The sequence below is a fragment of the Paraburkholderia sp. BR10141 genome (assembly GCF_056155635.1).
Window position 1 is genome coordinate 160,905 of the sequence record NZ_JBMIQH010000009.1, and the last position, 25,991, is coordinate 186,895.

The 25,991-nt window shown below is 66.9% G+C and carries 23 protein-coding genes and 1 riboswitch; of the genes, 12 read left to right on the forward strand and 11 right to left on the reverse strand.

Annotated features, from left to right (window positions below):
• Nucleotides 1-13: 13 nt before the first annotated feature.
• Nucleotides 14-1,105: a cobalamin biosynthesis protein CobW gene (gene cobW / locus ACOJB8_RS15255; RefSeq protein ID WP_475013181.1), complete on the reverse strand. Its 1,092-nt coding sequence runs from the start codon at nt 1,103-1,105 to the stop codon at nt 14-16.
• A 215-nt stretch (nt 1,106-1,320) separates the two neighbouring features.
• Nucleotides 1,321-1,589: riboswitch (cobalamin riboswitch) on the reverse strand.
• A 142-nt stretch (nt 1,590-1,731) separates the two neighbouring features.
• Between cobW and ACOJB8_RS15260 the strand changes: the two genes are divergently transcribed.
• The 4 genes from ACOJB8_RS15260 to bluB are packed head-to-tail and all read left to right on the forward strand — an operon-like array spanning nt 1,732 to nt 4,819.
• The gene (locus tag ACOJB8_RS15260; protein ID WP_342946461.1) at nt 1,732-2,223 is read left to right on the forward strand and encodes a cobalamin biosynthesis protein; all 492 of its coding nucleotides are present in this window, start codon (nt 1,732-1,734) and stop codon (nt 2,221-2,223) included.
• Nucleotides 2,223-2,825 carry a cob(I)yrinic acid a,c-diamide adenosyltransferase gene (gene cobO, locus ACOJB8_RS15265; protein ID WP_069266354.1) on the forward strand — a complete coding sequence of 201 codons (603 nt, stop codon included), beginning with the start codon at nt 2,223-2,225 and terminating at the stop codon, nt 2,823-2,825. The genes ACOJB8_RS15260 and cobO overlap by 1 nt, the downstream gene beginning before the upstream one ends.
• Before the next feature lie 4 nt (nt 2,826-2,829).
• A complete protein-coding gene (locus tag ACOJB8_RS15270; RefSeq protein ID WP_475013182.1) occupies nt 2,830-4,140 on the forward strand; it encodes a cobyrinate a,c-diamide synthase in 1,311 nt (436 codons plus the stop codon).
• Complete coding sequence (gene bluB / locus ACOJB8_RS15275; protein ID WP_475013183.1) at nt 4,124-4,819, forward strand: 5,6-dimethylbenzimidazole synthase; 696 nt, start codon at nt 4,124-4,126, stop codon at nt 4,817-4,819. The genes ACOJB8_RS15270 and bluB overlap by 17 nt, the downstream gene beginning before the upstream one ends.
• Nucleotide 4,820: 1 nt before the next feature.
• On the opposite strand, the gene ACOJB8_RS15280 is transcribed toward bluB, so the two are convergent.
• The 6 genes from ACOJB8_RS15280 to ACOJB8_RS15305 form a co-directional block, all read right to left on the reverse strand.
• A complete protein-coding gene (locus ACOJB8_RS15280; protein WP_475013184.1) occupies nt 4,821-5,447 on the reverse strand; it encodes a DUF4136 domain-containing protein in 627 nt (208 codons plus the stop codon).
• An 86-nt stretch (nt 5,448-5,533) separates the two neighbouring features.
• Nucleotides 5,534-7,942 carry a CHASE2 domain-containing protein gene (locus ACOJB8_RS15285; protein ID WP_475013186.1) on the reverse strand — a complete coding sequence of 803 codons (2,409 nt, stop codon included), beginning with the start codon at nt 7,940-7,942 and terminating at the stop codon, nt 5,534-5,536.
• A gap of 26 nt (nt 7,943-7,968) precedes the next feature.
• Nucleotides 7,969-9,387, reverse strand: coding sequence for a FecR family protein (locus ACOJB8_RS15290; protein WP_475013187.1), 1,419 nt, complete (start codon nt 9,385-9,387; stop codon nt 7,969-7,971).
• Nucleotides 9,384-10,082, reverse strand: a complete 699-nt coding sequence (locus ACOJB8_RS15295; RefSeq protein ID WP_069266213.1) for a response regulator transcription factor — start codon at nt 10,080-10,082, stop codon at nt 9,384-9,386. The genes ACOJB8_RS15290 and ACOJB8_RS15295 overlap by 4 nt, the downstream gene beginning before the upstream one ends.
• A 259-nt stretch (nt 10,083-10,341) precedes the next feature.
• On the reverse strand, nt 10,342-10,749 hold the full coding sequence (locus tag ACOJB8_RS15300; RefSeq protein WP_342946467.1) for a hypothetical protein: 408 nt from the start codon (nt 10,747-10,749) through the stop codon (nt 10,342-10,344).
• 757 nt (nt 10,750-11,506) lie between these two features.
• A complete protein-coding gene (locus ACOJB8_RS15305) occupies nt 11,507-12,460 on the reverse strand; it encodes an SH3 domain-containing protein (RefSeq protein WP_342946468.1) in 954 nt (317 codons plus the stop codon).
• Nucleotides 12,461-12,980: 520 nt separating this feature from the next.
• Here ACOJB8_RS15305 and ACOJB8_RS15310 point away from each other — a divergent pair.
• On the forward strand, nt 12,981-13,385 hold the full coding sequence (locus tag ACOJB8_RS15310) for a DUF934 domain-containing protein (protein ID WP_342946469.1): 405 nt from the start codon (nt 12,981-12,983) through the stop codon (nt 13,383-13,385).
• Between the two features lie 4 nt (nt 13,386-13,389).
• Here the strand turns inward: ACOJB8_RS15310 and ACOJB8_RS15315 are convergent, their stop codons facing one another.
• On the reverse strand, nt 13,390-14,991 hold the full coding sequence (locus ACOJB8_RS15315) for an MFS transporter (protein WP_342946470.1): 1,602 nt from the start codon (nt 14,989-14,991) through the stop codon (nt 13,390-13,392).
• A 99-nt stretch (nt 14,992-15,090) separates the two neighbouring features.
• Here ACOJB8_RS15315 and ACOJB8_RS15320 point away from each other — a divergent pair, with 99 nt between their 5' ends.
• The 7 genes from ACOJB8_RS15320 to ACOJB8_RS15350 all read left to right on the forward strand — a co-directional run bounded on the left by ACOJB8_RS15320 (nt 15,091) and on the right by ACOJB8_RS15350 (nt 21,720).
• Nucleotides 15,091-15,987 carry a LysR family transcriptional regulator gene (locus ACOJB8_RS15320; protein ID WP_342946471.1) on the forward strand — a complete coding sequence of 299 codons (897 nt, stop codon included), beginning with the start codon at nt 15,091-15,093 and terminating at the stop codon, nt 15,985-15,987.
• A 126-nt stretch (nt 15,988-16,113) separates the two neighbouring features.
• Nucleotides 16,114-17,073, forward strand: coding sequence for an AraC family transcriptional regulator (locus ACOJB8_RS15325; protein WP_475013190.1), 960 nt, complete (start codon nt 16,114-16,116; stop codon nt 17,071-17,073).
• Nucleotides 17,074-17,178: 105 nt separating this feature from the next.
• Nucleotides 17,179-17,745 carry a carboxymuconolactone decarboxylase family protein gene (locus tag ACOJB8_RS15330; protein ID WP_475013192.1) on the forward strand — a complete coding sequence of 189 codons (567 nt, stop codon included), beginning with the start codon at nt 17,179-17,181 and terminating at the stop codon, nt 17,743-17,745.
• Nucleotides 17,742-18,845 carry an acyl-CoA dehydrogenase family protein gene (locus ACOJB8_RS15335; protein WP_475013194.1) on the forward strand — a complete coding sequence of 368 codons (1,104 nt, stop codon included), beginning with the start codon at nt 17,742-17,744 and terminating at the stop codon, nt 18,843-18,845. The genes ACOJB8_RS15330 and ACOJB8_RS15335 overlap by 4 nt, the downstream gene beginning before the upstream one ends.
• Nucleotides 18,846-18,901: 56 nt before the next feature.
• Complete coding sequence (locus ACOJB8_RS15340) at nt 18,902-19,666, forward strand: ABC transporter ATP-binding protein (protein ID WP_475013293.1); 765 nt, start codon at nt 18,902-18,904, stop codon at nt 19,664-19,666.
• A gap of 52 nt (nt 19,667-19,718) precedes the next feature.
• Complete coding sequence (locus tag ACOJB8_RS15345) at nt 19,719-20,909, forward strand: ABC transporter substrate-binding protein (protein ID WP_475013196.1); 1,191 nt, start codon at nt 19,719-19,721, stop codon at nt 20,907-20,909.
• A 52-nt stretch (nt 20,910-20,961) separates the two neighbouring features.
• Nucleotides 20,962-21,720 (forward strand): ABC transporter permease, encoded by a 759-nt coding sequence (locus ACOJB8_RS15350; protein WP_475013294.1) that lies wholly within the window; start codon nt 20,962-20,964, stop codon nt 21,718-21,720.
• A 72-nt stretch (nt 21,721-21,792) separates the two neighbouring features.
• Here ACOJB8_RS15350 and scpA read toward each other — a convergent pair whose 3' ends face one another.
• From scpA to ACOJB8_RS15365, 3 genes are read right to left on the reverse strand one after another with little or no spacing between them, the layout of a single operon-like run.
• Nucleotides 21,793-23,856 carry a methylmalonyl-CoA mutase gene (scpA, locus tag ACOJB8_RS15355; RefSeq protein WP_475013198.1) on the reverse strand — a complete coding sequence of 688 codons (2,064 nt, stop codon included), beginning with the start codon at nt 23,854-23,856 and terminating at the stop codon, nt 21,793-21,795.
• Nucleotides 23,849-24,730 carry a Pnap_2097 family protein gene (locus tag ACOJB8_RS15360; RefSeq protein WP_475013199.1) on the reverse strand — a complete coding sequence of 294 codons (882 nt, stop codon included), beginning with the start codon at nt 24,728-24,730 and terminating at the stop codon, nt 23,849-23,851. Before ACOJB8_RS15360 ends, scpA begins: the two co-directional genes overlap by 8 nt.
• Nucleotides 24,714-25,982, reverse strand: a complete 1,269-nt coding sequence (locus ACOJB8_RS15365) for an MSMEG_0569 family flavin-dependent oxidoreductase (protein ID WP_475013201.1) — start codon at nt 25,980-25,982, stop codon at nt 24,714-24,716. The genes ACOJB8_RS15360 and ACOJB8_RS15365 overlap by 17 nt, the downstream gene beginning before the upstream one ends.
• Nucleotides 25,983-25,991: the final 9 nt, after the last annotated feature.

Here is a 25,991-nt window from a genome sequence, read left to right on the forward strand (position 1 = left end):
TAGCTGGGTGCGCTCACTTCGCGCCCGCGGTCTGCACATTCGCCAACGCGACATCGAAGGCCGCTTGCAGCGTCGCGCCATCGAGATCCTCTCCGATCAGCACGAAGCGGCTCGCAAGCGGCTGCGCCGCGCTTTCCTGCGCGTTCCAGCGGCGGTCGAAATAGCTGTCGAAGCGACGGCCCACGCCTTGAATCACGAGGCGCATGGGCGCGCCCGGCAACGCGGCAAAACCCTTCACGCGATAGATCGTGTGCGCATCGACGAGTTGCTGCAGCGCCTCGATCACGCTCTCGCGCGAAGCCGCATTGCCCGACACCACAACCGAATCGAACTCGTCATGATGATGATCGGGATCGTCGGCGGAACCGTGATGGTCGTGCCGCAGATGAATGCTCTCCTCGGAGGCCGCCTCGAGCCCGAGCAGCGTATGCAGATCGAGCTTGCCGTGCTGCGCGCGCACGATCTTCACCTGCGGCGGCAGCTCTTCGCGCAGCTCGGCAATAAGCGCGTCCTGGCCCGCTACGTCCAGCAGATCGGTCTTGTTGAGAATGACGAGGTCGGCCGCCGAAAGCTGGTCTTCAAACAACTCGTGCAGCGGCGACTCGTGATCGAGATTCGGATCGGCGCGGCGCTGCGCGTCCACGGCCTGCGGATTTTCGGCGAACTGGCCGCTCGCGGCGGCGGGGCCGTCCACCACGGTCACGACCGCATCGACGGTGAACGCGTTGCGGATCGACGGCCAGTTGAACGCCTGCACGAGCGGCTTGGGCAGCGCGAGACCCGAAGTTTCGATCAGCACGTGATCGACATCGCCGCGGCGTTCGAGCAGTTTCTCCATCACGGGGAAGAACTCTTCCTGCACGGTGCAGCAAAGGCAGCCGTTCGCGAGTTCGTAGAGCTGGCCTTCCGTTTCGTTGCCGTTCTCGTCGCAGCCAATGCCGCAACCGCGCAGAATCTCGCCGTCGATACCGAGTTCGCCGAATTCGTTGACGATGACCGCGACGCGCAGGCCGCCCGCGTGCTGGAGAATGTGACGCAGCAACGTGGTTTTACCGCTGCCGAGAAAGCCCGTCACGATCGTGACCGGAATCTTGCGCATTTGCATGAAGTGCTCCTTCGGCGCCAGGCCGTATCGAGGGGCATGGTGCGTCGCGCCTGCCGTTCGTGCGGGTGCCGTGTTGCGCACACGCGCGTATCCATGGAGACGCTGTCACGCGCAACGATTCAACAACCTGCAGGGGACGAACGACCAGAAACGCACCCGGGCCTCGCCCGGCTGACGCATGAAAATCACGGACCCGGCACCGCATCCCCGCAGCGCGAATCCCACGTATCTGGCCGGTATCCGGACTGACGAAACACCGCTTCGCCTTCCCGCGCGAGCGGCCTTGCGGCCGGCTTGCACAGTGGCGTGGACTGCGTAAAGCATGGAAGCGGTTTGCGGCATTCGTGCGAACGCCGCGCTCGTTGTACCGTTGCGGGTGCAGTTCAGGTTGGCCACGCCCGAGGCGGGATGGCTCCCTGATTCCCGTTTAACTGCGCGCGCATTGTGAATCGCGCGCGCGAGCACCAGAGTGCGTGCGAGTGTAGGCGCGGGGGGCCCGTGCGTCAAGGAAGGCGTGGGAAGCCGCAAAAGCGTGTGCTATCGTAGCGCGCATCCGGCGCCCGCCGGAACGCGACGCTTTTGCTCGTTTTGCCCCTGCGGTCACGCCTTCGATCGACGCCCTCGCCGTGAATCCTGCCGAAAATCGCGCCTCGGGCGCAGCCTCATTCGAAGCCACGCCGGAACCCGCGCAGCGCGTGCCGCCGCTTGCGCTCGGCATCGGCTGCCGGCGCGGCGTGACGCTCGCGCAGGTCGAAGCCGCGGTGCGCGCTGCGCTCGGCGCGTGGCCGGTCGACAGCGTAACGGCCGTGGCAACGCTCGATGCAAAAGCCGGCGAACCCGGCTTGCAGGCGTTTTGCGCGGCACATGCGCTGCCGCTTCAGACGTACACGCGGGAGCAACTCGCCGCGACACCGATACTGGCGCCGCCCTCCGCAGCCGCGCAAGCGCAGTTCGGCGTAGACGGCGTGTGCGAACCCTGCGCGCGTCTGGCGGCGGGGGGCGCTCCTCTCGTGCGCGGCAAGCTGGCGCTCGACGGCGTGACGGTCGCAATCGCAGGCATTCTGCCAAACGACGCAAATGCGGACGCGATAGCGCCGCAACCAAACCAATCCCGATGATGAAAACCGATCCCGAATCGCACCAACGCATGACGCAACGCCGCCGCGAAGGCCACGAGAAGAAGCAGGCCGCCGCGACGCACGAAAAGGGCCTGTTGATCGTCAACACCGGCAACGGCAAGGGCAAGAGCACGGCCGCGTTCGGCATGGCCGTGCGCATGCTCGGCCACGGCATGAAGCTAGGCGTCGTGCAGTTCATCAAGGGCGCGCTGCACACGGCCGAACGCGATTTCCTCGGCAGCGTTGCGCACTGCGAGTTCGTGACGATGGGCGACGGCTACACCTGGAACACGCAGAATCGCGACGGCGACATCGCCACCGCGCGCAAGGGCTGGGACGAAGCGAAGCGCATGATCGAGAGCGGCGAGTACGCCATGGTGATCCTCGACGAACTCAACACGGTGCTCAAATACGAGTACCTGCCGCTCGACGAAGTGCTCGGTGTGATCGCCTCGCGCGCGCCGCACGTGCACGTGGTCGTGACGGGTCGCCATGCGCCCGACGCCCTGATCGAAGCGGCCGACCTCGTCACGGAAATGCGCCTCGTGAAGCATCCGTATCGCGAGCAAGGCGTGAAGGCGCAAAAGGGCGTGGAGTTTTAAGCGCATGAGCGCAACGGTTGCCTGCCCCGCGCTCTTCATCAGCGCGCCCGCTTCGGGCCAGGGCAAGACCACGCTCACGGCTGGCCTCGCGCGACTGCATCGGCGCGCGGGCCGACGCGTGCGCGTCTTCAAGACCGGGCCGGATTTTCTCGACCCGATGATCCTCGCACGCGCGAGCGGCGCGCCCGTGCTCTCGCTCGACCTGTGGATGGTGGGCAAAGAAGCGTGCCGCGCCCTGCTCGCGCAGGCCGCGCGCAACGCCGACCTGATCCTTATCGAAGGCGTGATGGGCCTGTTCGACGGCACGCCGAGCAGCGCCGATCTCGCGACCGAGTTTGGCGTGCCGGTGGCCGCCATCGTCAGCGCGAAGTCGATGGCGCAGACCTTCGGCGCGATCGCGTTCGGTCTCGCGCATTTTCGGCAGGAAGTGCCCTTTCATGGCGTGCTGGCGAACCGCGTGGGCTCGGCGCGTCACGCGCAGATGCTGCAGGAGGCGTTGCCCGCCGACGTACGCTGGCTCGGGCATGTTGCGAGCGAAGCAACGATGGCGCTGCCCGATCGCCATCTCGGCCTGCATCAGGCCGCTGAGATCGACGACCTCGACGCGCGCATCGAACGCGCCGCCGACGCGCTCGCGCAAACCGCGCTCGCCGAATTGCCGCCTGCGGTGGCATTCGCCGATCCTTCGCATGACGAAGCGATTGCGCACCGGCTCGAAGGCCGCCATATCGCCATTGCGCGCGACGCCGCATTCTCGTTTCTCTATCCGGCGAACATTGCGCTGCTCGAAACGCTGGGCGCGAGCGTGAGCTACTTCTCGCCGCTCGCAAACGAACTCGCGCCCGCCAGCGCCGACGCGATCTTTCTGCCAGGCGGCTATCCCGAGCTGCATGCCTCGACGCTCGCGCACAATACGCAGGCCGCGAATTCGTTGCGCGCGCATGTATCCGCGGGAAAGCCGCTCGTCGCTGAATGTGGCGGCATGCTCTATCTGCTCGATGCACTGACCGACGTGGAAGGCACGCGCACGCCGATGCTCGGCCTGCTTCCCGGCGAGGCGGTCATGCAAAAGCGTTTCGCGGCGCTCGGCATGCAGCAGCTCGACGGCGCGCATGGCGCGCTACGCGGCCACACGTTTCACTATTCGCGCGTCGCCACGCCGCTGGCGCCCGCGCTCACGGCACACCACGCACAGACCGGCGCGCCCGGCGAGGCGCTGTACCGGCACGGCTCGATCGCGGCCACCTATATGCACGCTTACTGGCCCTCAAACCCGGCTTTCGCGGCCGCACTCTTCCATGGCACAGCCCTTTGACGAAGCCGAACGCGCGGCGGTCTACCGCGCGATTTACGAGCGCCGCGACATGCGGCACTTCGCACCGGGCAAGATCGATCCCGCGACACTCGCGCGCCTGCTCGACGCCGCGCATCACGCGCCGAGCGTGGGCTTCATGCAGCCGTGGCGGATCGTGCGCATCACGGACCATTCGGTGCGCGAGCAGTTGCACGCGACGGTCGAGCGTGAGCGCATTGCAACCGCCGATGCGCTGGGCAAACGCCGCGACGAGTTCATGAAGCTCAAGGTGGAAGGCATGCGCGATTGCGCCGAGGTGCTCGTGGTCGCGCTGATGGACCGCCGCGAAACCCACGTCTTCGGCCGCCGCACGCTGCCCGAGATGGACCTCGCCTCCGTGGCGTGCGCGATCCAGAACATGTGGCTCGCGGCGCGCGCCGAAGGGCTCGGTATGGGCTGGGTGTCGATCTTCGACGTCGACGAGGTGCGCACCCTGCTCGCCATGCCGCCCGGCGCCAAGCCGGTGGCGATCCTCTGCGTGGGTCAGGTCGACGCGTTCTACCCGCAGCCGATGCTCGAAATGGAGAAGTGGGCCGAACGCAAGCCGCTTGGCGAATGCGTGTTCGAAAACCGCTGGCCGCAGGACGAGCCGGCGAGCGTGCCCGAAGCGGCGCCGGACACCCCCGGAAAGTTGCCCTGAACTACTGCTGATTGACGGGTGAGACGGAGAGCACTTCCGGCATGCCCGGCGCTTGATCCGCCGTGCCGGCGCTGACCGGACCCTTCAGCTTGACGCGCCATTGCGGCGCGCCCGCGTACGGCAGCCGCGCCAGTGCGCCCGCCACGAGATACGGCACGGCCTCGCGGGCGTCGGCGTTGCGGTCGCGCTTCACGGCGCTCACCTTGTAGACCTCGTTACCATCGGGCAACGCGAAAAAACGCAGCGTCAGCGTGTGCACGTAGGGCCGCCCGAACCATGGCAACGACGGTCCCTCGGCCGGCGCGCAGCCGGCGCCGCAGCTAGCGTCCACGACTTTCACCTCGGCGGGATGCGTGTCCCACGCCACCGAGACGAGATAGCGCGCCGCCTCGGGCGCGCCTGCCTTGAAGCCGCGCTGCGCGAGACCGTCGCTCAGCAACGCCTGGTACGGGAGGATCTCGCCCGCATCGGCCTGGGCCGGCGTTGGCGCAAAACGGTAGGTCGCGGGCTGGCTGGTCGCAGCCGTTGCGGGCAGCGCGCCTGTGGCCGCGACGTCGGTCGTCACGCCCGCGCATCCGGCAAGGGCGACGAGCGTCGGTAGCAGACAGATCGACAGCAAGGTCTTCACGAAACACTCCATCGGGTTGCCGCCGGCATACGGCCAACGGCATTCGGGTTATTCATGCATGCGCAGCAGGAACGACACGGCACGACTCAAACCGGCGCGCCGATCGCGGGCAGCGACATCGTCAGCACGGTGCCCTTGCCTGGCTCGCTCTCCAGCAGGACGTCGCCGCCGTGGCGCGTCACGACTGTCTTCACGAACGCCATGCCGAGCCCCGCGCCGCTCACCTCGGGCCGCTGTTCCGCATGAAAGCGCTGAAACGGCTGAAACAGCCGCGCCTGATCTTCCTGCGCGATGCCGTAGCCCTGATCGCGAATCGAGCAGACCACGCGCGGCGGAACGCGGTCGTCCAGCGCGACGGTGCAGACGATGCGCGTATCCGCAGGACTGTACTTCACTGCGTTGTTCAGCACGTTCACGAGCGCGCGCGTCATGAGCGAGCGGTCGGCGTTGATCCAGCCCATCTGCTCGCCTTCGAACACGGTGTCGATCTGGATGCGCTTCGCGTGCGCCTGCGGCCACACTTCGTCGCTCGCGTCGATCACCAGCTCCGCGAGGCTGGTGGGCTCGAGCGCGTACACCTGCGACTCGGCACGCGCGAGCTGCACGAAGTCGTCGGCGAGCTTGAGCGAGCGGCGCGCGTAGCGCTCGATGCGCTCCATCACGCCGCGCACGGGCTCGGAGCCAAGCGTGCCGCGCTCGCGCTCCGTCTCGACGAGCGCGACGATCGAGGCCTGCGGCGAGCGCATGTCGTGCGACAGCAGGCGCAGCGCGTCCTCGCGCTGGCGTTCGGCGTCGTGCAGCTCCGTCACGTCGACGAGACCCGCGATCCAGCCCACCGCCTGTCCCTGCGCGTTCGTACAGCACGCGTAGCGCAGCAGATAGTCGCTGCCGTCGCGCGCGCGCACTTCCACGCCGCGTTCCATCAACTCGGCGAACTCGTCGCGCGCCGGGTCGAGCGGCGCGGGCCAATGCGCGTGCGCAAACGCCATCGCGTCGGGCGCCGGGTCGATCGGTTTGACGAGCGCGAGGTCGCCGAACACGTCCTGCATCCGGCGCCCTTCCGCGGCGCTCACGTTCAGGCGCTCGAGATACGCACGCGAAGCATGATTCGCGATCAGCACGACACCGCGCAGATCGGCCACGAGAATCGGCTCCGGCACGGAATCGAGGCTATCCCATACGAAGCGGCGCATGTCCTGCAGCCGCTGCGCGGCCTGCGCCATGAGCGCCATTTGCTGGGCGAGCGCGTCGCCGGCGAATTCGCGGCGCGGCGTAGGCGCCTCGGGCAGCAGGTAGGGTTCGTCGGCAAGCTGGCGCAGTTCCTTGCGCAGGTAAGCCATCGTCATCTCGAGGCGGCGCCAGCTCCACACCGGATAGACGATGAGCAGCGCGACGATCGCTGGCACGGGCGGGAGCCAGAGGCGCGCGTGCAGCATGCCCGCACTCGCACCGAGCGACACGGCGATCAGGAACGCGAGCAGCAGCAGCGTGCGCAACGGCGAGAGCACGAGAAAACCCGCCAGCAGCACCGCGAGCGGCGCGAGCGAGGCAAACACGACCATGACCGGCGGCGCGGGCTGGATGGCGCTCCCGTTGAGCAGCGTGTCGAGCACGATGGCGTGGATGTACACGCCGGGCAGCGGCCCGAGCGTACCCGAGAGCGGCGTGGCGAAGCGGTCGTAGAGCCCCGAGGCCGTGACGCCGACGATGGCCACGCGCCCGCGCAACTGCTCGGGCGGCACGCGGCCATCGAGCACGTCGGCGAACGAGACCTTGTGGAACGCCTGGGAATTTGCGCCGAACGGAATCAGGAAACGCGCCTCGCTGCCCGGCGCCGCCGCATGCAGCACATCATCGCGCTGCGCGGTGGCGGGCATGCCGTGCGCGAGCTTCACCGCGCCGCTGCGCACCGCCCGCCAGACCGGCACCATCAGTTGCGGCCAGCGCTGCTGCGCGTCGCCTTCGAACAGCGCGACGCTGCGCACGATGCCGTCGCTATCGACTTCGAGGTTGATATGGCCCATGCCGGCGACCGCCTGCGCGAGCGGCGCGACCGGACGCACGGCCTCGCGGTGACCGGTGTCGTCGGCGGGCGTGAGCAGGATGGGGAGGAACGACGGGCGCGCGTGCAGCGCCTGCGCAAAGTGCGCGTCGTCGGGGGACGATTCGGTGAACAGCACGTCGTAGACGACGGCCGCGGCACCCGCTTTCGCGAGTTGATCGACGAGCCGCGCATGCAGCTCGCGCGGCCACGGCCAGCGCCCGAGCGCCGCGACGCTCGCATTATCGATCTCCACGAGCACGATGTCGGGCGACACCGGCAACGCACGCGCGGAGAGCAGGCGGTCATAGACGAGATGGTCGGCGCCGCTCGTGAGCCGCCAGAGCACGCAGAGCACGACCACGACCACGCCCGCGCAGCCCACGCCGGCCCATTCGAACAGGAAGCGTCGCCCGACGGAGCGGCCAAGGCGCGCGGGCGGCCTCACGCTCATGCGGGGCTCCACCTCGTCCGGCCGAGTCACCAGTCGAGCCTGAATGACTGGACCGGGCTGGCCTTCTGGTAATAGTGGCCGTTGTCGAACTGCTCGGCGATCACCGTCCAGTAGTAGACGCCCTTCGGCAGGTCGCGCACGACCGCATCGCCCGTCGTGATGTCGGTACGGTCGATGAGCGGCGCGCGCAGATCGGACGTCGTGCCGAGCACGAAGCGAAAGCGCGTGTTTTGCGCGTTGCGGTCGATGAACCAGCGGAACGCGAAGTCGCGCGAGCCTTCAATGGGGCCGGCGCTCGTGCCCAGCGCGACGCGCCGGCGCTCGAACGCATACGACGCCGGCATGCCTTCGAGACCGCTGGCGTCGATGGCGGAAATGCGTACGAAGTAGGTGCCGTCTTCGAGATTGGCAAACGACACGCGCGGGTCGGCGCTGCGCTTGTCGCGAATCATGTCGAGCAGGCCCGCGTCGCGGCCGATCTGCACGCGCCAGGCGCTCGCACCCGCCGAGGAGGGCGCGATTTCGAAGACGACAGCTTCGTCGTCCTGCACTTTGGACGGCTGCAGCAGCTCGGGCGCGTCGAGCAGCGTGACGGGCGCGCCCGCCGGCCGGCCCGCCAGCGTGAGGTTGCCGTGGTGCGCGGCGACGAGTTGCTCGGAGGCGCTGAGCGGGGTGCCCGGTGACGGCGGCCGCGCGAGCGCGCTGCGACCGTTGCGGGCCACCGAGTCGGCGTCCACGCCCACTGCGCCGTCCAGCACCTCGACCGCCGTCGCACCCTTGTCGCCGTCGTAGCTCACGCGAAACTGCGTGCCGCGCACGCCGGCCACCACGGAAGGCGAGCGGATCTGGAAGCGATCGTCCTTCTTCGTGGCATGCGTGACCTCGTTGCTCACCTCGCCGTGATGGAGATCGACGATGCGGTCGGTCGCGCCCGTGAGCGCCGTTTGACGCAGCGTGGCGAGGTCGAGCGAGGTATCGGGCGGCAGGGCGATATGCGAGCCATCGGCCAGTTCGAGGGTGGCGAAACCGTTGTGGCCGGTCTGCACCCGGTCGCCTTCGACAAGGCTCGCGCCGACGGTGAGCGGTAGAAGCGGGCCGGTGCGGAACGCATGCTGCACGGGACCGTTCACGGCGATCACCTTCGCGCTCAGGCCGTCCTGGCGCAGCAGCGCGACCGGCACGCGCAGCGTCGTACCCGGCCGAAGGTGGCGCGGCTCGCTCACATGATTGAGGCTCGCGAGCTTCTTCCAGTCGGCGGGATTGCGCAGGTAACGCGTGGCGATGTCGTAGAGCGAGTCGCCGGGGCGCGCGACGTAGGGGGTCATCTCGGGCGGCTGCGCCGGAGCGTTCTCGCGCGCCTCGGCGCCGCGGGGAAGTGCAACGAACGCAAGCGCGAAAGCAAGGAACGGCGCCGCGGTGGCGCGCACCGCACGCGCGCCCCTCACGCGCTGTCCCCCTCGATACGCTCGAGCCGGTAGCCGTAGCCGTAAATCGGCGTGAGGCGATAGCCGTTTTCGGGACGCAGGCCGAGCTTCGAGCGCAGCATGGAAACGTGCGTGTCCATCGTGCGCGAAGGAATGTCGTCGGACTGCTTCCAGATCACGTCGAGAATGTGCGCGCGAGACAGAGGACGGCTCAGGTGCTGAAACAGCAGCAGCGCGAGTTCGAACTCCTTCTGCGTGAGCGCGACGTTGCGGCCGCTCACCGAAGCCTGGCGCGACTTCAGGTCGAACTCGTATTCGCCGAAGGTTTCCTTGAACGCGGGCGTGTGCAGTTGATAGGCGCGGCGCAACAGCGAATTGACGCGGGCGATCAGCACCGGCGCCGAGACGGGCTTGACGACATAGTCGTCGGCGCCGGCGTTGAGCATTTGCGCGATGTCGGCCTCGCGGCTGCGGCTCGTCATGAAGAGCACCGGCAGGCGCGTGGAGAGGCTCTGCCGCACCCAGTGCAGCACCTCGTCGCCCGCCATGTCGGGCACGTTCCAGTCGAGCACGAGCATATCGAACGTCTGCCGCCGAAGCTGTCTGACGAGCTCGCCACCCTTGGCGAACGCGTGGCAGACGTGGCCCGCAGCGCTCAAGGCCTGGCAGACGAACTCTGTCTGCGCTGCATCGTCATCCAGTACTGCAACTCTCATAGCACCCCGCAACCAGGTTTGTTCTTCATCGTCCTGCGATGGACTGCTTCCCTGCCGCACCGCGCTGCCACCAGGACCATTGCCTGGCGGGCGCTGGCGCGCGCTTCGGCGCCGGATCGTGGGCCACCCGCCCGGGCCCGGGCCCTGGCGGCACGCGGGACCCGCCGCGCACCAAAGCCCGCTACTCTCGCCGCGTCTCGAAAAAAATGCGAGCGCGAGGCCACGCTCGACTTCGGTGAACAGATCGCTCTCATGTTAATCACTCATGGTAGTCGAATTTGCCGTCGTTCGAACCGGGCCTGGCCGCCTCGCCCGCAGCTGACGGCGATTTCGCGAGCAGCGCGGTCAGGTGGGAGTGCACGTGCTCCCATGCCGCGTGTGCATAGTCCGGCTGCAAGGCCGCGCGCGACTGCGCCATCACGAACACGCGCAGTACCGTGGACGAACACTGTGTCAGACGCTCGGCCGCGCCGAAACGCGAAAGGTGCAGCGCTTCGCTGAGCCACGGGAGTTCGGCCGCGCAGGAGTCCGCGTAGGCTTCCATCGCGGCGCGCGCATGCTGGTCGCGCGCGAGGTCGAGCTCGATGCGGTCGAACTCGCGGCCACCGTCGGGGCCGTCCGCGCGCGAGCCCGGTGGAAAACGCTTACGGCCGGATCGGAAAAACATGTAGCCCCCGTGAAGACAAGCAGGCAGAGCAACAGAAGTGAAGGGGCGGCCAGGCGTTTTTTCGCGGACGCAACAACGTCGAGCCGCTCGCAATGCGCGAAGCGGCAAAAAGAATGCGTTCTCTGGTGCGGAAAAAAATGTGGCGACGGCCGCGTGCTACGCACTGCGTGGTCTCCGGATTCCGCCCCCGGAGTCGGACCGCCAGCGCAGTCATCGTCGTACGCGGCGCGAGCCCCGCTGCCAGCGTCACCGCCCGACGCTGTCAGCGGGCCGCAGCCGCCTCCCTGCACGACGAGGCACGTGCCGCCATCGCCACGTCCACCTCAAAGCACTGGTTTTCCCAGCGTTATCCGGCGAACTCGGGTTCGCTCTGACTTCCTCTTGCTGACTGCGTCGCCAGGTCCCGAGCGAGCCAGCCCCCGTAGCAGAAATCTGTTGCCAGCGGCGCATGCGCGAAGCTCGCGTGGCGCTGGCGGCGTGCGGCCGTGATTGCACTTGCCGCGACGACGTATTCTCACCTGGGTGCCGTGAATTTACTGTCAGGGATTGTTAAATCTGTCAGAGCCGATGAAAAGCGGTGAACAGCCGGGCAGATGGCATGGCATGGGGGATGGCTCCAGCAAGCCCGCGTAACGCAGCGCATGCCCGTCACGCGTCTGGATTGATTCGCAATCCTAACTCGCAGCCGGAAGACGGCAGCGGCGGGATTCCCGCCATGGAGATATCCCGCCGCCGCAGCGAAGCAAGTCAGTATGCGTTAGTGCTCGGATTGCCGGTCATTGCCCCGTTCGCCACCCTGGGGAGCATGGCCGCCCTGACCACCACCCTGAGGCGGCGCAGCCGGCCGCCCCTGCGGCTGTTGAGGTGCGGGCGGGCGCATGCCGGCCTGCGGCTGTTGAGGTGCTGGCCCAGGCGCGCGCATGCCGCCCTGCGGCTGGGGCTCCGGCGGACGCGCATAGCCCTGCGCGGGCGCGCCGGCGGGCGGCCGGCCGCCGAACTGCTGCTGCTCGGGCGGATGCCCCGCCTCGTGGGGACGCATGGTGCCCGGTTGCTCCCCGTTGCCGGGCGGGCGGCCCGCGCCCTGAGGCGGCATGTAGCCCGGCGCACGCGGCGCTTCGGGGTTGCCAGGCGGCCGTTGCGTCCCGGGCGGCGGTGCGCCGCGCATCGGCTCATCGGGTCGCGAGGGACGCTCGCCACCGCCAGGCGCAATGGCGGACGGCCGGCCCGGCGCACCATGCCACGCCGGCGCTGCCGGCGGGCGGCCGCGTTCGGGCGGCGGCACGTGCTCCCAGCGATGCTGTTCGCCATACCACGGCCGGTCGCGATAGAAGCTGCCCCAGTAAGCGCCCAGCGAGAACGCCACGATCGGCAGGCCGATCTGCGCGCCATAGTCGGTGAGCGGCACGTAGCTGCCCTGATACGGATAACTGAGATACCCGCCGTAGACCCAGCCGCGCAGACCGGGCACGGTGACGTCACACCACGAATAGTCGCCCACGCAGCCCATCACGGTGACGGGCTGGCCGGGTCCCAGTTCGGCTACGACGGGATAGTCGCCTGAAGGCCCCGCGTACAGATCCACCGGTTCGCTCGTGTAGGCCGCGGATTGCGCGCTGGCGGCGGACGACGCGAGCACGAGACCGGTTGCGAGGCACGCGCCGGCGAGCGCAGGTACGACCGCGCGCAGGCGCGTGTTGAAGCGCTTGGACATCGTTTCTCCCTGTTCCAGCTAGTTTGTTTGCCGCTGCGCAATTGCCGTGCCCGGCCCGTCGTGACGACGATTCGAGGTTATTCGTTTTCTTCGAAGTAATGAAGCAGCTATGCCTGACGGCCCTCTGCTTGCAAACCTACGCCAAAGCTTACGCCGGACTACCTCGCAAGCCCTTTGTATATACGTGTTGCATTATCGCAACAGGGGAACGCGTTGACTTGCCGTTGCATGGTCAGGCGGTCGGGCACTGGGCCGAATGTGTTCGGCTAGGACTCGATACCCACTCGATTGTCAATCCAGTGGCTGGAGCCTTGTGTAGACGGCCTCTCCGTGTTTTGCCATTGTAACGATACCGCCAGCGATACCGAAAAACATGTCGACCGTCGCAAGCAGGTCCATCGCGTCCGCCGCCTTCGAAAGCGGTATCCAGTTGAATTGAACGTTGGTGCGTGTCGTGAAGTGGGCTCGAACCGTTCAAGGCGGCCGCCGATGGGATTCGAGCCACGACGGAGGGCACGGCATGAAAACCGCCTCACGCATACGTCTTCTGGACGCTGAGGCTCATGCCGGCGATGTTTCGGCATCCACCTTGATCCTCCCGAACGATGCCGATCCGCTTGCCTACGCCATCGAAATTGCAGCTGCGTCGTGCCTGGAACTTCAATTCCCGTCGTTCACCGATGGGCGCGCCTATAGCCAGGCCTACCTGATCCGGCGACGGCTCGGCTTCGAAGGCGACCTGCGCGCGACGGGCGAAGTGCTCGTCGATCAGTTGCTCCAGATGGAGCGCATGGGGTTTTCGAGCGCCGTGTTGAGCGCTGACGTGTCCATGGCGGATGCCCTTCGCCAGCTCGAACGCTTCCCCGCGTTTTATCAGGGTGATGCCCTGCGCGAGGCGCCGTGGCGCGGGAACGCGTTGGACTGACCGCCTAAAGTCGCAGTGCGTTTGAGCGCGCGGACGCCCTGTTGCGTCCTGCGAGCAGCCAGATCAGCGTGGCGACCGCCAACGCGAGGCAGCCGGCGACATCCAGCGCCGCAGCGAATCCTGTGGCGAAGCCGGCCGGCGCAATCGATGCCATCGCGAGACGAATATCGGGGGCGACACGCGCAAGCGCGTGACCGAGATCGCCCGCGAGCAGATTCGACATGAACTGCGGATCAGTACTCGCGTTCGCCGATCCATGACTTGCGATGGCGGCATCGATCGCTGCGCGCGTGCGCGTGGCGAGCACAGCGCCCAGCACGCCGACCGACGTGACGATTGCCGTGAAGCGCGTCGTCGTGCTGATGCCCGACGCCATGCCGGTGCGATGCGAGGGCACGCATGCCATGATGGCTTTCTGCGTATCGCCATTGAGCACGCCTGCCCCGAGGCCCGTCACGATCATGCCGAGCGCGACCCAGCCGTACTCGCCTGAAGGCACGACAGCGGCGGTAAGAAGATTGCCGGCGCCGACGAGACAGAGGCCAACCGGGAGCGTCGACGTGGCGCCGTCGAGGCGCCGCCCGATGCGTGCGCCCAGATACGGGCCAACGATCATCGAGAGCGCGAATGGGAGCATCCCGACGCCGGCGCGCACAGGCGTCCACTCGAACGCGTTTTGCAGATACAGCGGCAGAAACGTCATCATCACCTGCGCACAGGCTGCGTAGCCAAACATGCCGAGCACCGCAGCGACGAAACGGGCCTGCGAGAACAGCGACAAATCGATGACCGCATGCGCGAGCCGCTTTTCGACCGCGATAAAGCACCCGATCAATAGCACGCATGCGGCAAAGCGCGAACCAGTGGCCACGCTGTACCAACCGTTGTCCTGCGCGCCGATCAACGCCCAGATTCCGCTCGCGAGCCCGATGCCGAACAGCAGGCTTCCCGCAAAATCGACGCGTTGTGCGTGCGGATTGCGGGACTCCGTTACCGCACGCTGCGCGCAGAAGACCAGGCCGGCGCACACAGGCAGATTGAGCAGGAAAATCCACCGCCAGCCGACCCATTGCGTGATCACGCCGCCGACGAGCGGTGCGACGGTGGTCGAGATGCCCATCGTCATTCCCCAGATCGCCCATGCCCGGGCGCGCTCGCGCGGGCCGGGGAACGCGTTGGCGATCACTGCGAGCGCCGCCGTCAACAGCATCGCAGCGCCCACGCCCTTCACCGCGCGGAAGATATTCAACGACGTCACGCTGGGCGCCAGCCCGCAGCCAAGCGATGCGAGCGCGAAGACGAGCAAGCCAAGCACCAGCATCTTCTTGCGCCCGTAGCGGTCCGCGAGGCCGCCCATTGGCAGCAGACACGATGCGAACGACACCATGTACGCGCTCACGACCCATTCGACGTCGGCGAATCCCGCGTGGAACGAACGCGCGATCGACGGCAGCGAGACCGCGACGATGTTCGTGTCCAGCGAGATCAGCGCGCAGGTCGCGGATGCCGTGGCAAGCAGGAAGCCCGCCGACCGCGGCTCGATATCGAGTCCTGGGTCTTCGACAACCGCTTCCCCAACCGCTTCAATACTCCGTTCGTTCCCCATGCGCGCTCCTCAAGCGAATTTCAGGCTTGATGCTAGCGCGCGCTGTGTTGTCAATCGATAGCAGATAGAATCACATTTATTCATTCGTGGATGAACACGATGACACTGGAACTCCGTCACCTGCGTTGCATTCTCGCGGTCGCCCGGCATCTGCATTTCGCACGCGCGGCTGAAGAGTTGGGGCTTGCGCCGCCTTCGCTCACCAAGCAGATTCAGGACGCCGAGCGCCTGCTGCAGTTCCGGTTGTTCCACCGCACCCGCCGGTCCGTGTCGCTGACAACTGCAGGGGAGGCTTATATTCCGCGCGCCACCGCCGCGCTTGCGCAGCTCGACGAGGCGCACGAGCACGGGCTGCTGGCCGAGCGCGGACAGCTGGGGCGCATCCAGATCGGCTACGTCGCCTCGGCGGTATTTGCAGGCATCATGCGCAGGACCTTGATGCAATTTCGCGATCTGCGTCCCCGGATCGACGTGGAGCTTTCGGAAGTCCCAATGGACGATATCCCGGCGCGACTCGTCGGCCGGCAACTCGACGTTGCCTACGTCAGACCCCCGATGTCCTGGCCCGAAGAGTTGCAAGCGAGCCGCGTGCATCAGGACGAATTCGTCGTCGCGCTGCCCGAAGACTCCCCGCTGGCTGCACAGAAAACCATTGCACCGCAGCAGTTGCGCAACGCACGGTTCGCGGTGCCCGAGCAGGAATTTGGCACGCTTGAAGTGGCTCGGCGCGGACGCTTTTCGCCTCAGATCGAGTTGCGGCCGGGCCCGCTGGTCGCAGTCGTCGCGAGCGTGTCGCTCGGTAATACGGTGGCAATCGTTCCCGGCTCGCTATGCACGTGCGTCACGCTGCCGGGCGTCGTCTACCGGCCACTGGGCGGCAAGCCCATCCCTTCGGAAATCGCCCTCCTTTACCGCCGGCACGAGCGCTCCCGTGCAGTGCGAGCATTCCTGCAATACGCACGCACTGAAGCCGCGCGCACAGGAACTGGTCAGTGACCGTCGAGCCCGCTCTGCAAGGCGAGGAATAAGCATGTGAGAATTCGTTCGTTATGCCGGCACCAACACCGGTTAAGCTGAGCGACCGTGCGATACCTACGCCCACGCCTTAGCTATCTGGAATTCATGCTGTCACACGCCGATGCTTTTTCCGACTGGCTGCTTGAAGATCTCGAACTGCACAGCACGCTGTTTCATGTTGGCCAGTATTGCGGCGCCTGGCAGGCCTCCACGAGCGGCCATCGCCGCGCCAGTTTTCATGTCGTTCTGCATGGCAGCTGCTGGCTACATCTGCCAGCTGGAACCACCCGGCGCGCGCGTAGCGTGGCGCTCGCGGCCGGCGACGCCGTCTTCCTGCTAAATGACCAGCCTCACTGTCTCTCTCCCGACCCGCAACCGCCCGCGCCGGGCCGCGAGAGTGTGCGCGATGGCCAGATGACACCGCTAGATGCACCAGGCCAAGAAGCGCCGGACAGCCTCGGCCTCGCCTGCGGCTTCTTCGAGTTCAAATCGGGGCTCGACGATCTCGTTCTCGGCTTGCTGCCGGATCATGTCATCGCTCGCCACGATCAGCCCACGCAACATGGGGCGCGCCAGATCTTCGAACTTATCCGCGCCGAAGCGCAACTCGACCCGCATGCGCCATCGCCGCTGATCGCGCGCCTGACCAGCCTCTTGTTCGTCTACACGCTACGCGCGCTCGATAGCAACGACGAACTCGCCCCTTGCTTCTTCGCGCTGCTGCGCCGTCCTGCGTTCGCGCCGCTCATAGCGGCGATCGTCGCGACGCCCGGTGAACGCTGGACCACTGCGCGCATGGCCGATTTCGTCAATATGTCGCGCGCGCGCTTTTGCAAGCAGTTTGCCGAACTCGCGGGACAGCCGCCCGCCCAATTCGTGACGCTCGTGCGCATGAAATTCGCCGCGTCGATGCTGAGCACCGGCGCGAGTACACCCGATGCGGCCGAGCAGGTGGGGTATCAATCGGAGTCGGCATTCGCGCAGGCGTTCAAGCGTGTGACCGGTCTGCAGCCGGGCGCATGGCGCCGCACGGCTGGCGAGAGCGCGCGCGGCGTGCTGCACTGAGCGGTGCGAGACAAATCCGCATGATTCGCAGACGCGCGCGCATTGTCCGCCGCGGCACGCATCGCCACAATCGAGCTCACTATTTCGAATCTGTGAGGAACCGCCATGAGCCGCCTGCCGTTACATACCGTCGAGAGCGCGCCTGAAGCAAGCCGCCCGTTTCTGGAGCGCTCGCAGGCCGCGAACGGCTTTCTGCCGAACCTTGTCGCCTCGCTCGCAAACGCGCCCGCCGCGCTCGAAACCTATCTGACCGTTGGCGAAATCAATGGCCGCAGCGGCCTCACGCTCGCCGAACGTGAAGCAGTGCAAATTACGGCCGCAGTCATACACGGCTGCGGCTTCTGTGTCGCCGGCCATACGGCCGTCGCCCTCAAGAAAGCGCAACTGCCGTCCACCATCGTCGACGCGCTGCGCGACGGTGTAACGAGCGGCGATGCACGCCTCGATGCCGTTGCCGCGCTCACACGCGACGTGATAGCGACGCGCGGCGCAGTCGCCGACACGTCACTCGCCGCGTTCCGCGCGGCGGGTTTCAGCGACGTCAACGCGCTCGAAGTCGTGCTAGGCGTGAGCCTCGCCACGCTTTGCAACTTCGCGAACAATCTCGCGCAAAACGAACTCAATCCGCAACTGGCCGCGTTTCGCTGGGAAGCGCACGCGCGCGTCGCATGATGGTCGCGCGCCGCCACGCTCTGCCATCCGAACTCGCGATCTGGCTCGACGCGCACGCCGAGGCCATTGACACGAGCGCCGCCCACGCGAGCGAGATCGTGCCGCGCCTTGCGCGCGCTGGACTCTTTCGCGTCGGCGTGGCGAGTTCGCTTGGCGGCAGCGGCGGCACCACCGTTGATGCCATCGAGGCTATCGCGATGGTCGCGCAGCACTCGCTCGCGAGCGCATTCGTGTTCTGGGGCCAGCGCACGTTCATCGAATATATGCTGCAAACCGACAACGAACCATTGCGTGCACGCTGGCTGCCCGCGCTGCTCGCCGGCGAGCATGCAGGCGCGACGGGCCTTTCGAATGCCATGAAGTACCTGTCCGCCATCGAGCCGCTACAGATGCGTGCGGCGGCGCGCGATGCACAAGCAACGCGGTTCGCACTCGACGGCGCGTTGCCCTGGATCACCAATCTGCGCCGCGAAGGCTTCGTGGTGGCAGCCGCGTTCGATCGTCACGACGGTGCGCCGCCCGCAATCTTCGCCGTACCGCACAACGCGCCCGGCGTCACACGCAGCGACGATCTCGACCTGATCGCGCTGCGGGGCAGCAACACGGCGGCGCTCACGCTCACGGACACCGAACTCGACGCAGGCTCGCTGATCGATGTCGATGCGCGTGCCTTCCTCGTCCGCGCACGGCCCGCCTTTCTGGGTCTGCAATGTGGCATGTCGATCGGGCTCGCGCGCCGTGCGCTCGACGCCGTGGCACTCAGCAGTCCGGCCGTGCGCACCGCGCTTGCCGATGACGCTAACGCCTTGCGCAACGAACTTGACGGGCTGAGCGCGCGTCTCTACGAAGGCGTAACCTGCGGCGCTTTTGTCGCAAAGCCGGCTGCGCAGTTCGAATTGCGCATCGCGCTCGCGGACGTGGTCGATGCCGCCGTGAGGCTCGACGTTCAGGCAGCCGGCGGGCGCGGCTACCTGCGCTCGACCAGCGCGACTGGCACGGCGCGCCGCAGTCGCGAAGCCGCGTTCGTTCCAATCGTCACGCCGAGCATCGTGCAATTGAAGCACCAGCTCGCGCAGGCCGGGCGCGGCGTGGCCGCATGAGCACCGCCGCTCACATTCGCGGCGCCGATGCATTTCCGGCAGAACACGACGAGCACATGCCCCGGATCGAGCTTCGCGGCATCGGCTTGCGCCGCGGAGCGCGTAGCATCCTCGACGGCGTCGATCTCGCCGTGCGTGCGGGCGAGATCGTCTCGATCCTCGGCGCGAGTGGCGCGGGCAAATCCACGCTGCTGCGCATTGCCGCCGGACTGATCGCGCCGCACGCGGGCGACGTGCGCGTGGACTGCGCCCCCCTGACGAGCACTCGCGCCGATGTCGCTCTGGCGTTTCAAGACCCCTGCCTCTTGCCGTGGCTCTCGGTTGAACGCAATGTGGCGTTCGGTCTTGGCTTCCGGCGCCAGCCGCAGCTCGCACGCAGTGAGCGCGAAGCGCGCGTGACTGCCGCCCTGCGAGCCGTCGGCCTCACTCATGCGGCTCGGCTCGCGCCACGCCAGTTGTCAGGCGGAATGGCGCAGCGCGCCGCCCTCGCTCGCGCGCTCGCGCGCGAGCCGCGCACGCTGCTCCTCGACGAGCCGTTCGGCGCGCTTGACGAACTCACGCGCGCCGACATGCAGCGCTTGCTCGTGCGCGTCGTGCACGACACGCAAGCGGCCACGCTGCTCGTCACCCACGACATCGACGAAGCGCTGCTGGTGTCCAATCGCGTGACCGTGCTGGGACGGCGCGGCATCGCGCTCGATCTGCCCATCAGCCTTCCCACGCCGCGCGAGGCGCACGTCGAGGCGCTAGGCGCCCTGCGTGTGCGCCTCGTCACCGCGCTGCGCGAGACGGTGGCGGACAGGACAGCGGCCGCCGCGTGACGGACGCGCCCACTTCGCAATCGACAATTCATTACACGAGGACGACCGCCATATGTGCCAGCTTCCGATGACCCGCCGCGAGTGGCTCAAGCTCGCATCGCTCTTTACCGTCGCGGGCGCCGCGCCGATGCTCGACGCACTGAACGCGCGCGCGGCCACCGAAGCGGACGCGCCGCTGCGCATCGGCTACCTGCCCATCACCGACGCGGCGCCACTGCTGGTCGCACATAACAACGGGTACTTCGAGCAAGCGGGCCTCGCGGTCGAGAAGCCCACGCTGCTACGCAGCTGGGCGCAGCTTGTCGAAGCGTTTCTCTCCGGGCAGGTCAACGTCGTGCATTTGCTCGCGCCCATGACGATCTGGGCGCGCTATGGCAGCCGCGCGCCCGCGAAGGTGGTGGCATGGAATCACGTCAACGGCTCCGCGCTCACGGTCGCCCCGGAGATCGGCAAGGTCGCAGACCTCGGCGGCAAGTCGGTCGCCGTGCCATTCTGGTATTCCATTCACAACGTCGTCGTGCAGGACATGCTGCGCGCGCAAGGCCTCACGCCCGTGCTCGGCAAGGACGGCACGCTCAAGCCCAACGAGGTACGCCTCGTCGTGATGGCGCCCGCCGACATGCCGCCCGCACTGGCCGCGAAACAGATCGCTGGCTTTATCGTCGCCGAGCCGTTCAATGCGGCGGCGGAGGCGCTCAAGGTCGGCAAGGTGCTGCGCTTCACGGGGGACGTCTGGCGCGATCACGCGTGCTGCGTGGTCTTCATGCACGAGCGCGACCTGAACGGGCGGCCCGCGTGGTCGCAGAAGGTCGTCGATTCGATCGTGCAGGCGCAGGTCTGGACACGTGAGCATCCGCAGGAAGCCGCGCAACTGCTTTCGAAGAGCGGTGCAAACCATTACACGCCGCATGCGGCCGGCATCCTGCAAAGCGTACTCGCCCCCTCTCCCGCCGACGAGGCGCGCTACCTTGCCGATCGCGCAATTCAGCACGGCGACTGGCATGAGAAGCGCATCGACTTTCAGCCCTATCCCTACCCGGCTTTTACGGAGGAGCTCGTTCGGCGCCTCAAGACCACGCAGGTCGAAGGCAACGCACAGTTCATCACGGCGCTCGATCCAGCTTTCGTCGCGCGTGACCTGGTCGATGACCGCTTTGTGAAGAAGAGCATCGCAGCGGCAGGCGGCATGAAGACGTTCGGCTTGCCCGACTCCTACGCTCGCTCGGAGAGCATCGTTGTCTAGCCTGCCCGCCCCCACGGAACTTTCCAGCAAGCAATCGCGCGTGCGCAACAGCATGCCCACGCGCGCCGCGCTCGGCGTGCTGGGTCTCGCCGCAATCGTGGCGTTATGGTGGCTAGCGGTGGCAGCGCTCGCGCGCCACAATGCACTCGCCGCCCAATTCGGTCCACTTGCTGCATGGCAAGCGCTTCCCGATTTGATCAGCGAAGACCGGTTGCTTGCGCACATCTGCGCGAGCCTCCGGCGCATCGGCGTGGGTCTCGCATGTGCTATCGCACTCGGCGTGCCGCTCGGGTTCGTGATCGGGCGCATCAAGGCGATCGAAGCCGCGCTTTCGCCTGCGCTGCAATTCTTGCGGATGATCTCACCGCTCTCGTGGATGCCGATCGCTGTCATGTCGCTCGGCGTCGGCGATCCGCCCGTCTACTTTTTGCTCGCGTTCGCCGCCATCTGGCCCATCGTCATGAGCACTGCGGCGGGCGTGCAGCATATCGATACGCGCTGGGTGCAGCTTGGCGAGAGTCTCGCCGCGACGCATGCCGAAATGATCTGGCATGTCTATGTGCCGGGCATCGCCGCACACGTCCTGACCGGCGTGCGACTCGCGGTCGGCGTGCTGTGGATCGTACTCGTGCCCGCCGAAATGCTCGGTGTGAGTTCGGGCCTCGGTTATCTCATCCTCGATACGCGCGACCGGCTCGCGTACCCGGAACTCGTAGCCGTTGTCCTCGTCATCGGCGCACTGGGCTTCATGATTGACTACGCGGCGCGTACCCTTTATCACCGCTTCGGTGCGCAGCCGACGCAGGACTAGTGCACGTCGCTTCGGATGTTCGAGGCCGCTTTCGCGCCGAGGGGCATGCCACAGGAGACGTGCTCGGCGCCCTCAAGCAGGCGCGTTAGTCTCGTGTCTCGTTACGCTTAACAGCTTGCGCACGATGCTGTCGAGTGGCGTGTCCGGGCCGAATTGCGCCGCCACGCCATGCGCCATGAGCCGCGCATGATCTGCGCGCGGGACAATCCCGCCCACGACGACTGGCGCGTCGATATCGGTCGCGCGCAGTGCGTCGATCAGCGCCGGAACGAGGCTCAGATGCGCGCCCGCGAGCGTCGAAACCCCGACGATGTCGGGCGAGCGCGAGGTCGCCCATTGCGCGGCCTGCCCGGGCGTCACAAAGAGCGGACCAATCTCCGTCTCGAAGCCTGCGTCGGCGAGCGCGGCGGCCACCACGCGCACGCCACGATCATGGCCGTCCTGGCCGAGCTTGAGCAGGACGATGCGAGGCGTACGGCCGCGCGATCGCCGCCACTTCGCTACGGCGTCCTTCGCCGCCTCCCAGGCGGCATCGCTTGCACGAGCTTGTGCCCAGGCGCGCCGGTCCGCACGCACCGGCGCGCTCCAGCGCGGCCAAACCTGTTCGAGCGCCGATGTGCATTCGCCAACCGTTGCGCGCGCTCGCATTGCGTCGATTGTCGCCGCGAGCAGATTGCCCTCGCCGCTTCTAGCAACTTCCGCGAGCCGCTCGAGCGCGGCGCGCACTCGCTGTGGATCGCGATTCGCACGCAGCCGCCGGAGCCTGTCGGCCTGAAGTGAGTGTATCCGCCGTGCATCGACATCGAGGCTTTCGCTTTCGTCGTCGTGCGGCACCTGGAAGCGATTGACACCGATAACCGCGCGCTCACCCGAATCAGTCTGCGCCTGAATCCGCGCCGCGCCCTCGTGTACGCGCGCCTCGACCCAGCCCGACTCGACTGCCGCTATCACGCCGCCTTGCGCGGCGATTTGCGCGAGCATCTCGCGCACCGCGTCGGCGGTACGCGCCGTGAGCGCTTCTATCAGATACGAGCCTGCCCAGGGGTCGACTACGTCGCACAGGCCCATCTCGTGTTGCAGGATCAGTTGCGTGTCGCGTGCAAGCGTCGCGGCGTCCTCGCCGGGCAACGAAAGCGCCTCGTCCCACGCGTTCGTATGCAGCGATTGCGTGCCGCCGAACACGGCAGCCATCGCCTCGACTGTGGTACGCACGATGTTGTTCTGCGCGCGCCGCGCAGTCAGGGTCGAACCGGCAGTCTGACAATGCATGCGCAACTGCATGCCACGCGGATCGCGCGCGCCAAACGAACGCGCAAGCTCGGCCCACAGCACGCGCGCGGCGCGCAGCTTGGCGACCTCGCCATAAAAGTCGCGCCCGACCGCGAAGAAGAAGCTCAACTGGCGGCAAACGCGGTCGACGTCGACGCCGAACCCGATCAGCCGCCGCACATACTCGCTCGCATTCGCGAGCGCGAGGGCGAGTTCGAGCACGCCGTCCGCGCCGGCTTCCTGGATGTGGTAGCCGGAAATCGACATCGCATTGAAATGCGGCATGTGCTCCAGCACGTAGCGAACGACGTCCGTCGCGATCCGCATCGAAGGCTCGGGCGCAAAGATGTAGGTGTTGCGCACCATGAATTCCTTGAGGATGTCGTTCTGGATAGTGCCCCGCAATTGCGCCGCGTCGACGCCCGCCTCCTGCGCCGCAACGATGAATGCCGCCAGCACCGGCAGCACCGCACCGCTCATTGTCATGGAAACGGAAACGCGGTCGAGCGGAACGCCCTCGAACAGACGCGCCATGTCTTCTACGGAATCGATGGCGACACCGGCCACGCCCACGTCAGCAGCAATATCTGCGTGATCGGAGTCATAGCCGCGATGAGTCGGCAAGTCGAAGGCGACCGACAGCCCCATGGCGCCCGCCTCGAGCGCGCGTCTGTACGCCAGATTCGAGACGCCGGCGTCGGCTCGACCCGAGTATTGCCGGATTGTCCACGGCCGCTCGGTGTACATCGTCGCGTGCACGCCACGCAAATAAGGATATTCGCCTGGCCGCGCGTCGAGCCACGGCACGCCTTCGAGATCGGCGGCGCTGTAGAGCGGCTTGCGCGGCAGGGATGTCGTGTCATTCATGCGACCACCGTTTGTGCGTAACGACATCGGCAATGCGCACGCCGTCCGCCGCGCGCGCTATCGAGCACCAGTGCGAAAGGCCGCCATGACTGGTGTGACGCGCGCCGAACGAAAGGGTCAGGCGATCGCCCACGTTTGCGTTGCCGTAGAAGGCCATGTCTCGTTCGACGAGCCACGGTGGCGCAGAATTCGACGCCGAGCGCCAGTGCCATTCGGCGCGCTCGACCATCGACTGAAAGCTTGCGAAGTAAAGGAGATGCGCGCCGTTGAAATCGAGCGACGGGCACGGCAGGTACTCGACAACATGCTGCGCGGCGTGTTCCGCCCGGTCGAGCCGGCCATGACGCGTCCACTCGCCAGTGCGGAAGCGCTTCGCCTGGGCGGCGAGTTCCAACGCCGCATTCGGCGTCGCTCGCGGTGGCGCGCCACAGAACATCGCCCGGCACACCGAACGGTTGTCGCCAATGCGTTCGCGGCGCACGAACGTCGAAATCATCTCCACGCTTGCGATGGCACTCTCGGGCGTGAACACGCGAAAGACGCCAAAATGCCGCGCGAGCGCGATGCGTTGGACGTCGGCTTCGATCGCGAAGCGCTGATGCTCGCCAACCTCTTCGAGTCGCGCCTCGCGCACGCGGATCGCCGTGAACGCGGCATACGACTTTTGCCCTTCGTCGTCGTAGAAGTCCGGTGAAGCGAGACCTGCCTGCCGCGCGAGCGCGTTCCAGTGCAGTTGCGCGCAAGTGCGCAGAAGCCACTGCTCCGAGAGGCCCGCGAAGGCCAGCTCGGGCATGCCGGCGACGTACTGCGTGCGCGACGCGCCCTGTGTCTGCATGCGCACGGGTTCACGCGTCTTTTCAGGCCGCGCGCGCATCGGGCCTCGCCTGCGCGGCAATGAGGTCCGCGAGATACGCGGCGTCGCGCGCAACGCCCGAGAAGCGCCCGGAACCCCACGTATGCAGCCACGGCAGGCCGAGAAAATAGAGGCCGTTCTGCGCCGTGACGCCGCGTACGTGGCCAGGATAACCGCGCCCGTTGAAAACCGGCAGGTCGATCCAGCCGAAGTCCGGCCGAAAGCCGATGCACCAGACGATGCTGCCGATACCGCTCGCCGCGAGATCCAGCAACTCGCGCTCCGCTTGCGGCGCCCAAATCGGTTGATAAGGGCTGCCATGCGGTGCGCTGATGCCCTGTTGCGCGATGAACCTGTCGATCGACGCATTGATACGGTTATACGTGGCGTCTGCACTGTCGAGATTCTCTTGCAGGTTCGGCGCGAATCGCAGCATCCCGTCTGCATAGTCCTCGAGCACGCCGTAGAGCTCCATGCCTTCGCGCGCGAACTTGCGCAGGTCGATGTCGCGTCCGCCGTCACGACCCGTCACGTAGTGGTTAGTGTTGTCGCGCACGCCCTCACGCAGCGGATGTTCTTCGACCGGCATGTCGTAGTACTTCATGTCGGCAAGCCAGTCGACCACGTCGCGGCCGCGATAGAAGCGCGCGCAGCGCGGCGCCTCGCCCACTGCGAGCACGACCTTGCGGCCAGCGAGATGCAGGTCTTCGGCGATCTGCGCGCCCGACTGCCCCGAGCCGACCACCAGCACGGCACCTTCGGGCAAAGCTTCCGGCGTGCGATATTCCGACGACTGGATCTGTACGACATGGGCGGGCAGCCGCTCGGCCATGCGCGGCACAATCGGTGTGTGGTAGCCGCCCGAGGCCACCACTACCTGGTCGGCGCTCAGTGCGCCGTCCGAGGTCTGCACGAAAAAGCCGCCCTGTGGACGGCGTGCTACGCGCGTCACGGCCACGCCTTCGCGCACGGGCGCATCGACGTGACGCACGAAGCCGTCGAGCCACGCGATGATCTCGTCCTTCTTCATGAAGCCGTGCGGATCGTCGCCGCGATAGGGATAGTCTGGCAATGCACACTGCCAGTTCGGCGTGACGAGGCAGAACGCATCCCAGCGCTGCAGGCGCCATGTATGCGTGACGGAGCGCTTTTCAAGCACGACATGATCGATGCCGGACTGCTTGAGGTAATAGCTCATCGAGAGGCCGGCTTGACCGCCACCGACAATGGCGACGCTGACATGGGCCTCGGCGGCAGGTGCCTGAATGGACATAGGAATCTC

What these genes read in the sequence shown, in the direction of transcription:
- scpA (WP_475013198.1), bottom strand. Translation starts at nt 23,856, where the DNA reads ATGAATGACACGACATCCCTGCCGCGCAAGCCGCTCTACAGCGCCGCC.
- ACOJB8_RS15345 (WP_475013196.1), top strand. Translation starts at nt 19,719, where the DNA reads ATGTGCCAGCTTCCGATGACCCGCCGCGAGTGGCTCAAGCTCGCATCG.
- cobO (WP_069266354.1), top strand. Translation starts at nt 2,223, where the DNA reads ATGAAAACCGATCCCGAATCGCACCAACGCATGACGCAACGCCGCCGC.
- bluB (WP_475013183.1), top strand. Translation starts at nt 4,124, where the DNA reads ATGGCACAGCCCTTTGACGAAGCCGAACGCGCGGCGGTCTACCGCGCG.
- ACOJB8_RS15340 (WP_475013293.1), top strand. Translation starts at nt 18,902, where the DNA reads ATGCCCCGGATCGAGCTTCGCGGCATCGGCTTGCGCCGCGGAGCGCGT.
- ACOJB8_RS15360 (WP_475013199.1), bottom strand. Translation starts at nt 24,730, where the DNA reads ATGCGCGCGCGGCCTGAAAAGACGCGTGAACCCGTGCGCATGCAGACA.
- ACOJB8_RS15365 (WP_475013201.1), bottom strand. Translation starts at nt 25,982, where the DNA reads ATGTCCATTCAGGCACCTGCCGCCGAGGCCCATGTCAGCGTCGCCATT.
- ACOJB8_RS15350 (WP_475013294.1), top strand. Translation starts at nt 20,962, where the DNA reads ATGCCCACGCGCGCCGCGCTCGGCGTGCTGGGTCTCGCCGCAATCGTG.
- ACOJB8_RS15325 (WP_475013190.1), top strand. Translation starts at nt 16,114, where the DNA reads ATGCTGTCACACGCCGATGCTTTTTCCGACTGGCTGCTTGAAGATCTC.
- ACOJB8_RS15300 (WP_342946467.1), bottom strand. Translation starts at nt 10,749, where the DNA reads ATGTTTTTCCGATCCGGCCGTAAGCGTTTTCCACCGGGCTCGCGCGCG.
- ACOJB8_RS15305 (WP_342946468.1), bottom strand. Translation starts at nt 12,460, where the DNA reads ATGTCCAAGCGCTTCAACACGCGCCTGCGCGCGGTCGTACCTGCGCTC.
- ACOJB8_RS15315 (WP_342946470.1), bottom strand. Translation starts at nt 14,991, where the DNA reads ATGGGGAACGAACGGAGTATTGAAGCGGTTGGGGAAGCGGTTGTCGAA.
- ACOJB8_RS15285 (WP_475013186.1), bottom strand. Translation starts at nt 7,942, where the DNA reads ATGAGCGTGAGGCCGCCCGCGCGCCTTGGCCGCTCCGTCGGGCGACGC.
- ACOJB8_RS15320 (WP_342946471.1), top strand. Translation starts at nt 15,091, where the DNA reads ATGACACTGGAACTCCGTCACCTGCGTTGCATTCTCGCGGTCGCCCGG.
- ACOJB8_RS15330 (WP_475013192.1), top strand. Translation starts at nt 17,179, where the DNA reads ATGAGCCGCCTGCCGTTACATACCGTCGAGAGCGCGCCTGAAGCAAGC.
- ACOJB8_RS15270 (WP_475013182.1), top strand. Translation starts at nt 2,830, where the DNA reads ATGAGCGCAACGGTTGCCTGCCCCGCGCTCTTCATCAGCGCGCCCGCT.
- ACOJB8_RS15310 (WP_342946469.1), top strand. Translation starts at nt 12,981, where the DNA reads ATGAAAACCGCCTCACGCATACGTCTTCTGGACGCTGAGGCTCATGCC.
- ACOJB8_RS15335 (WP_475013194.1), top strand. Translation starts at nt 17,742, where the DNA reads ATGATGGTCGCGCGCCGCCACGCTCTGCCATCCGAACTCGCGATCTGG.
- ACOJB8_RS15295 (WP_069266213.1), bottom strand. Translation starts at nt 10,082, where the DNA reads ATGAGAGTTGCAGTACTGGATGACGATGCAGCGCAGACAGAGTTCGTC.
- cobW (WP_475013181.1), bottom strand. Translation starts at nt 1,105, where the DNA reads ATGCAAATGCGCAAGATTCCGGTCACGATCGTGACGGGCTTTCTCGGC.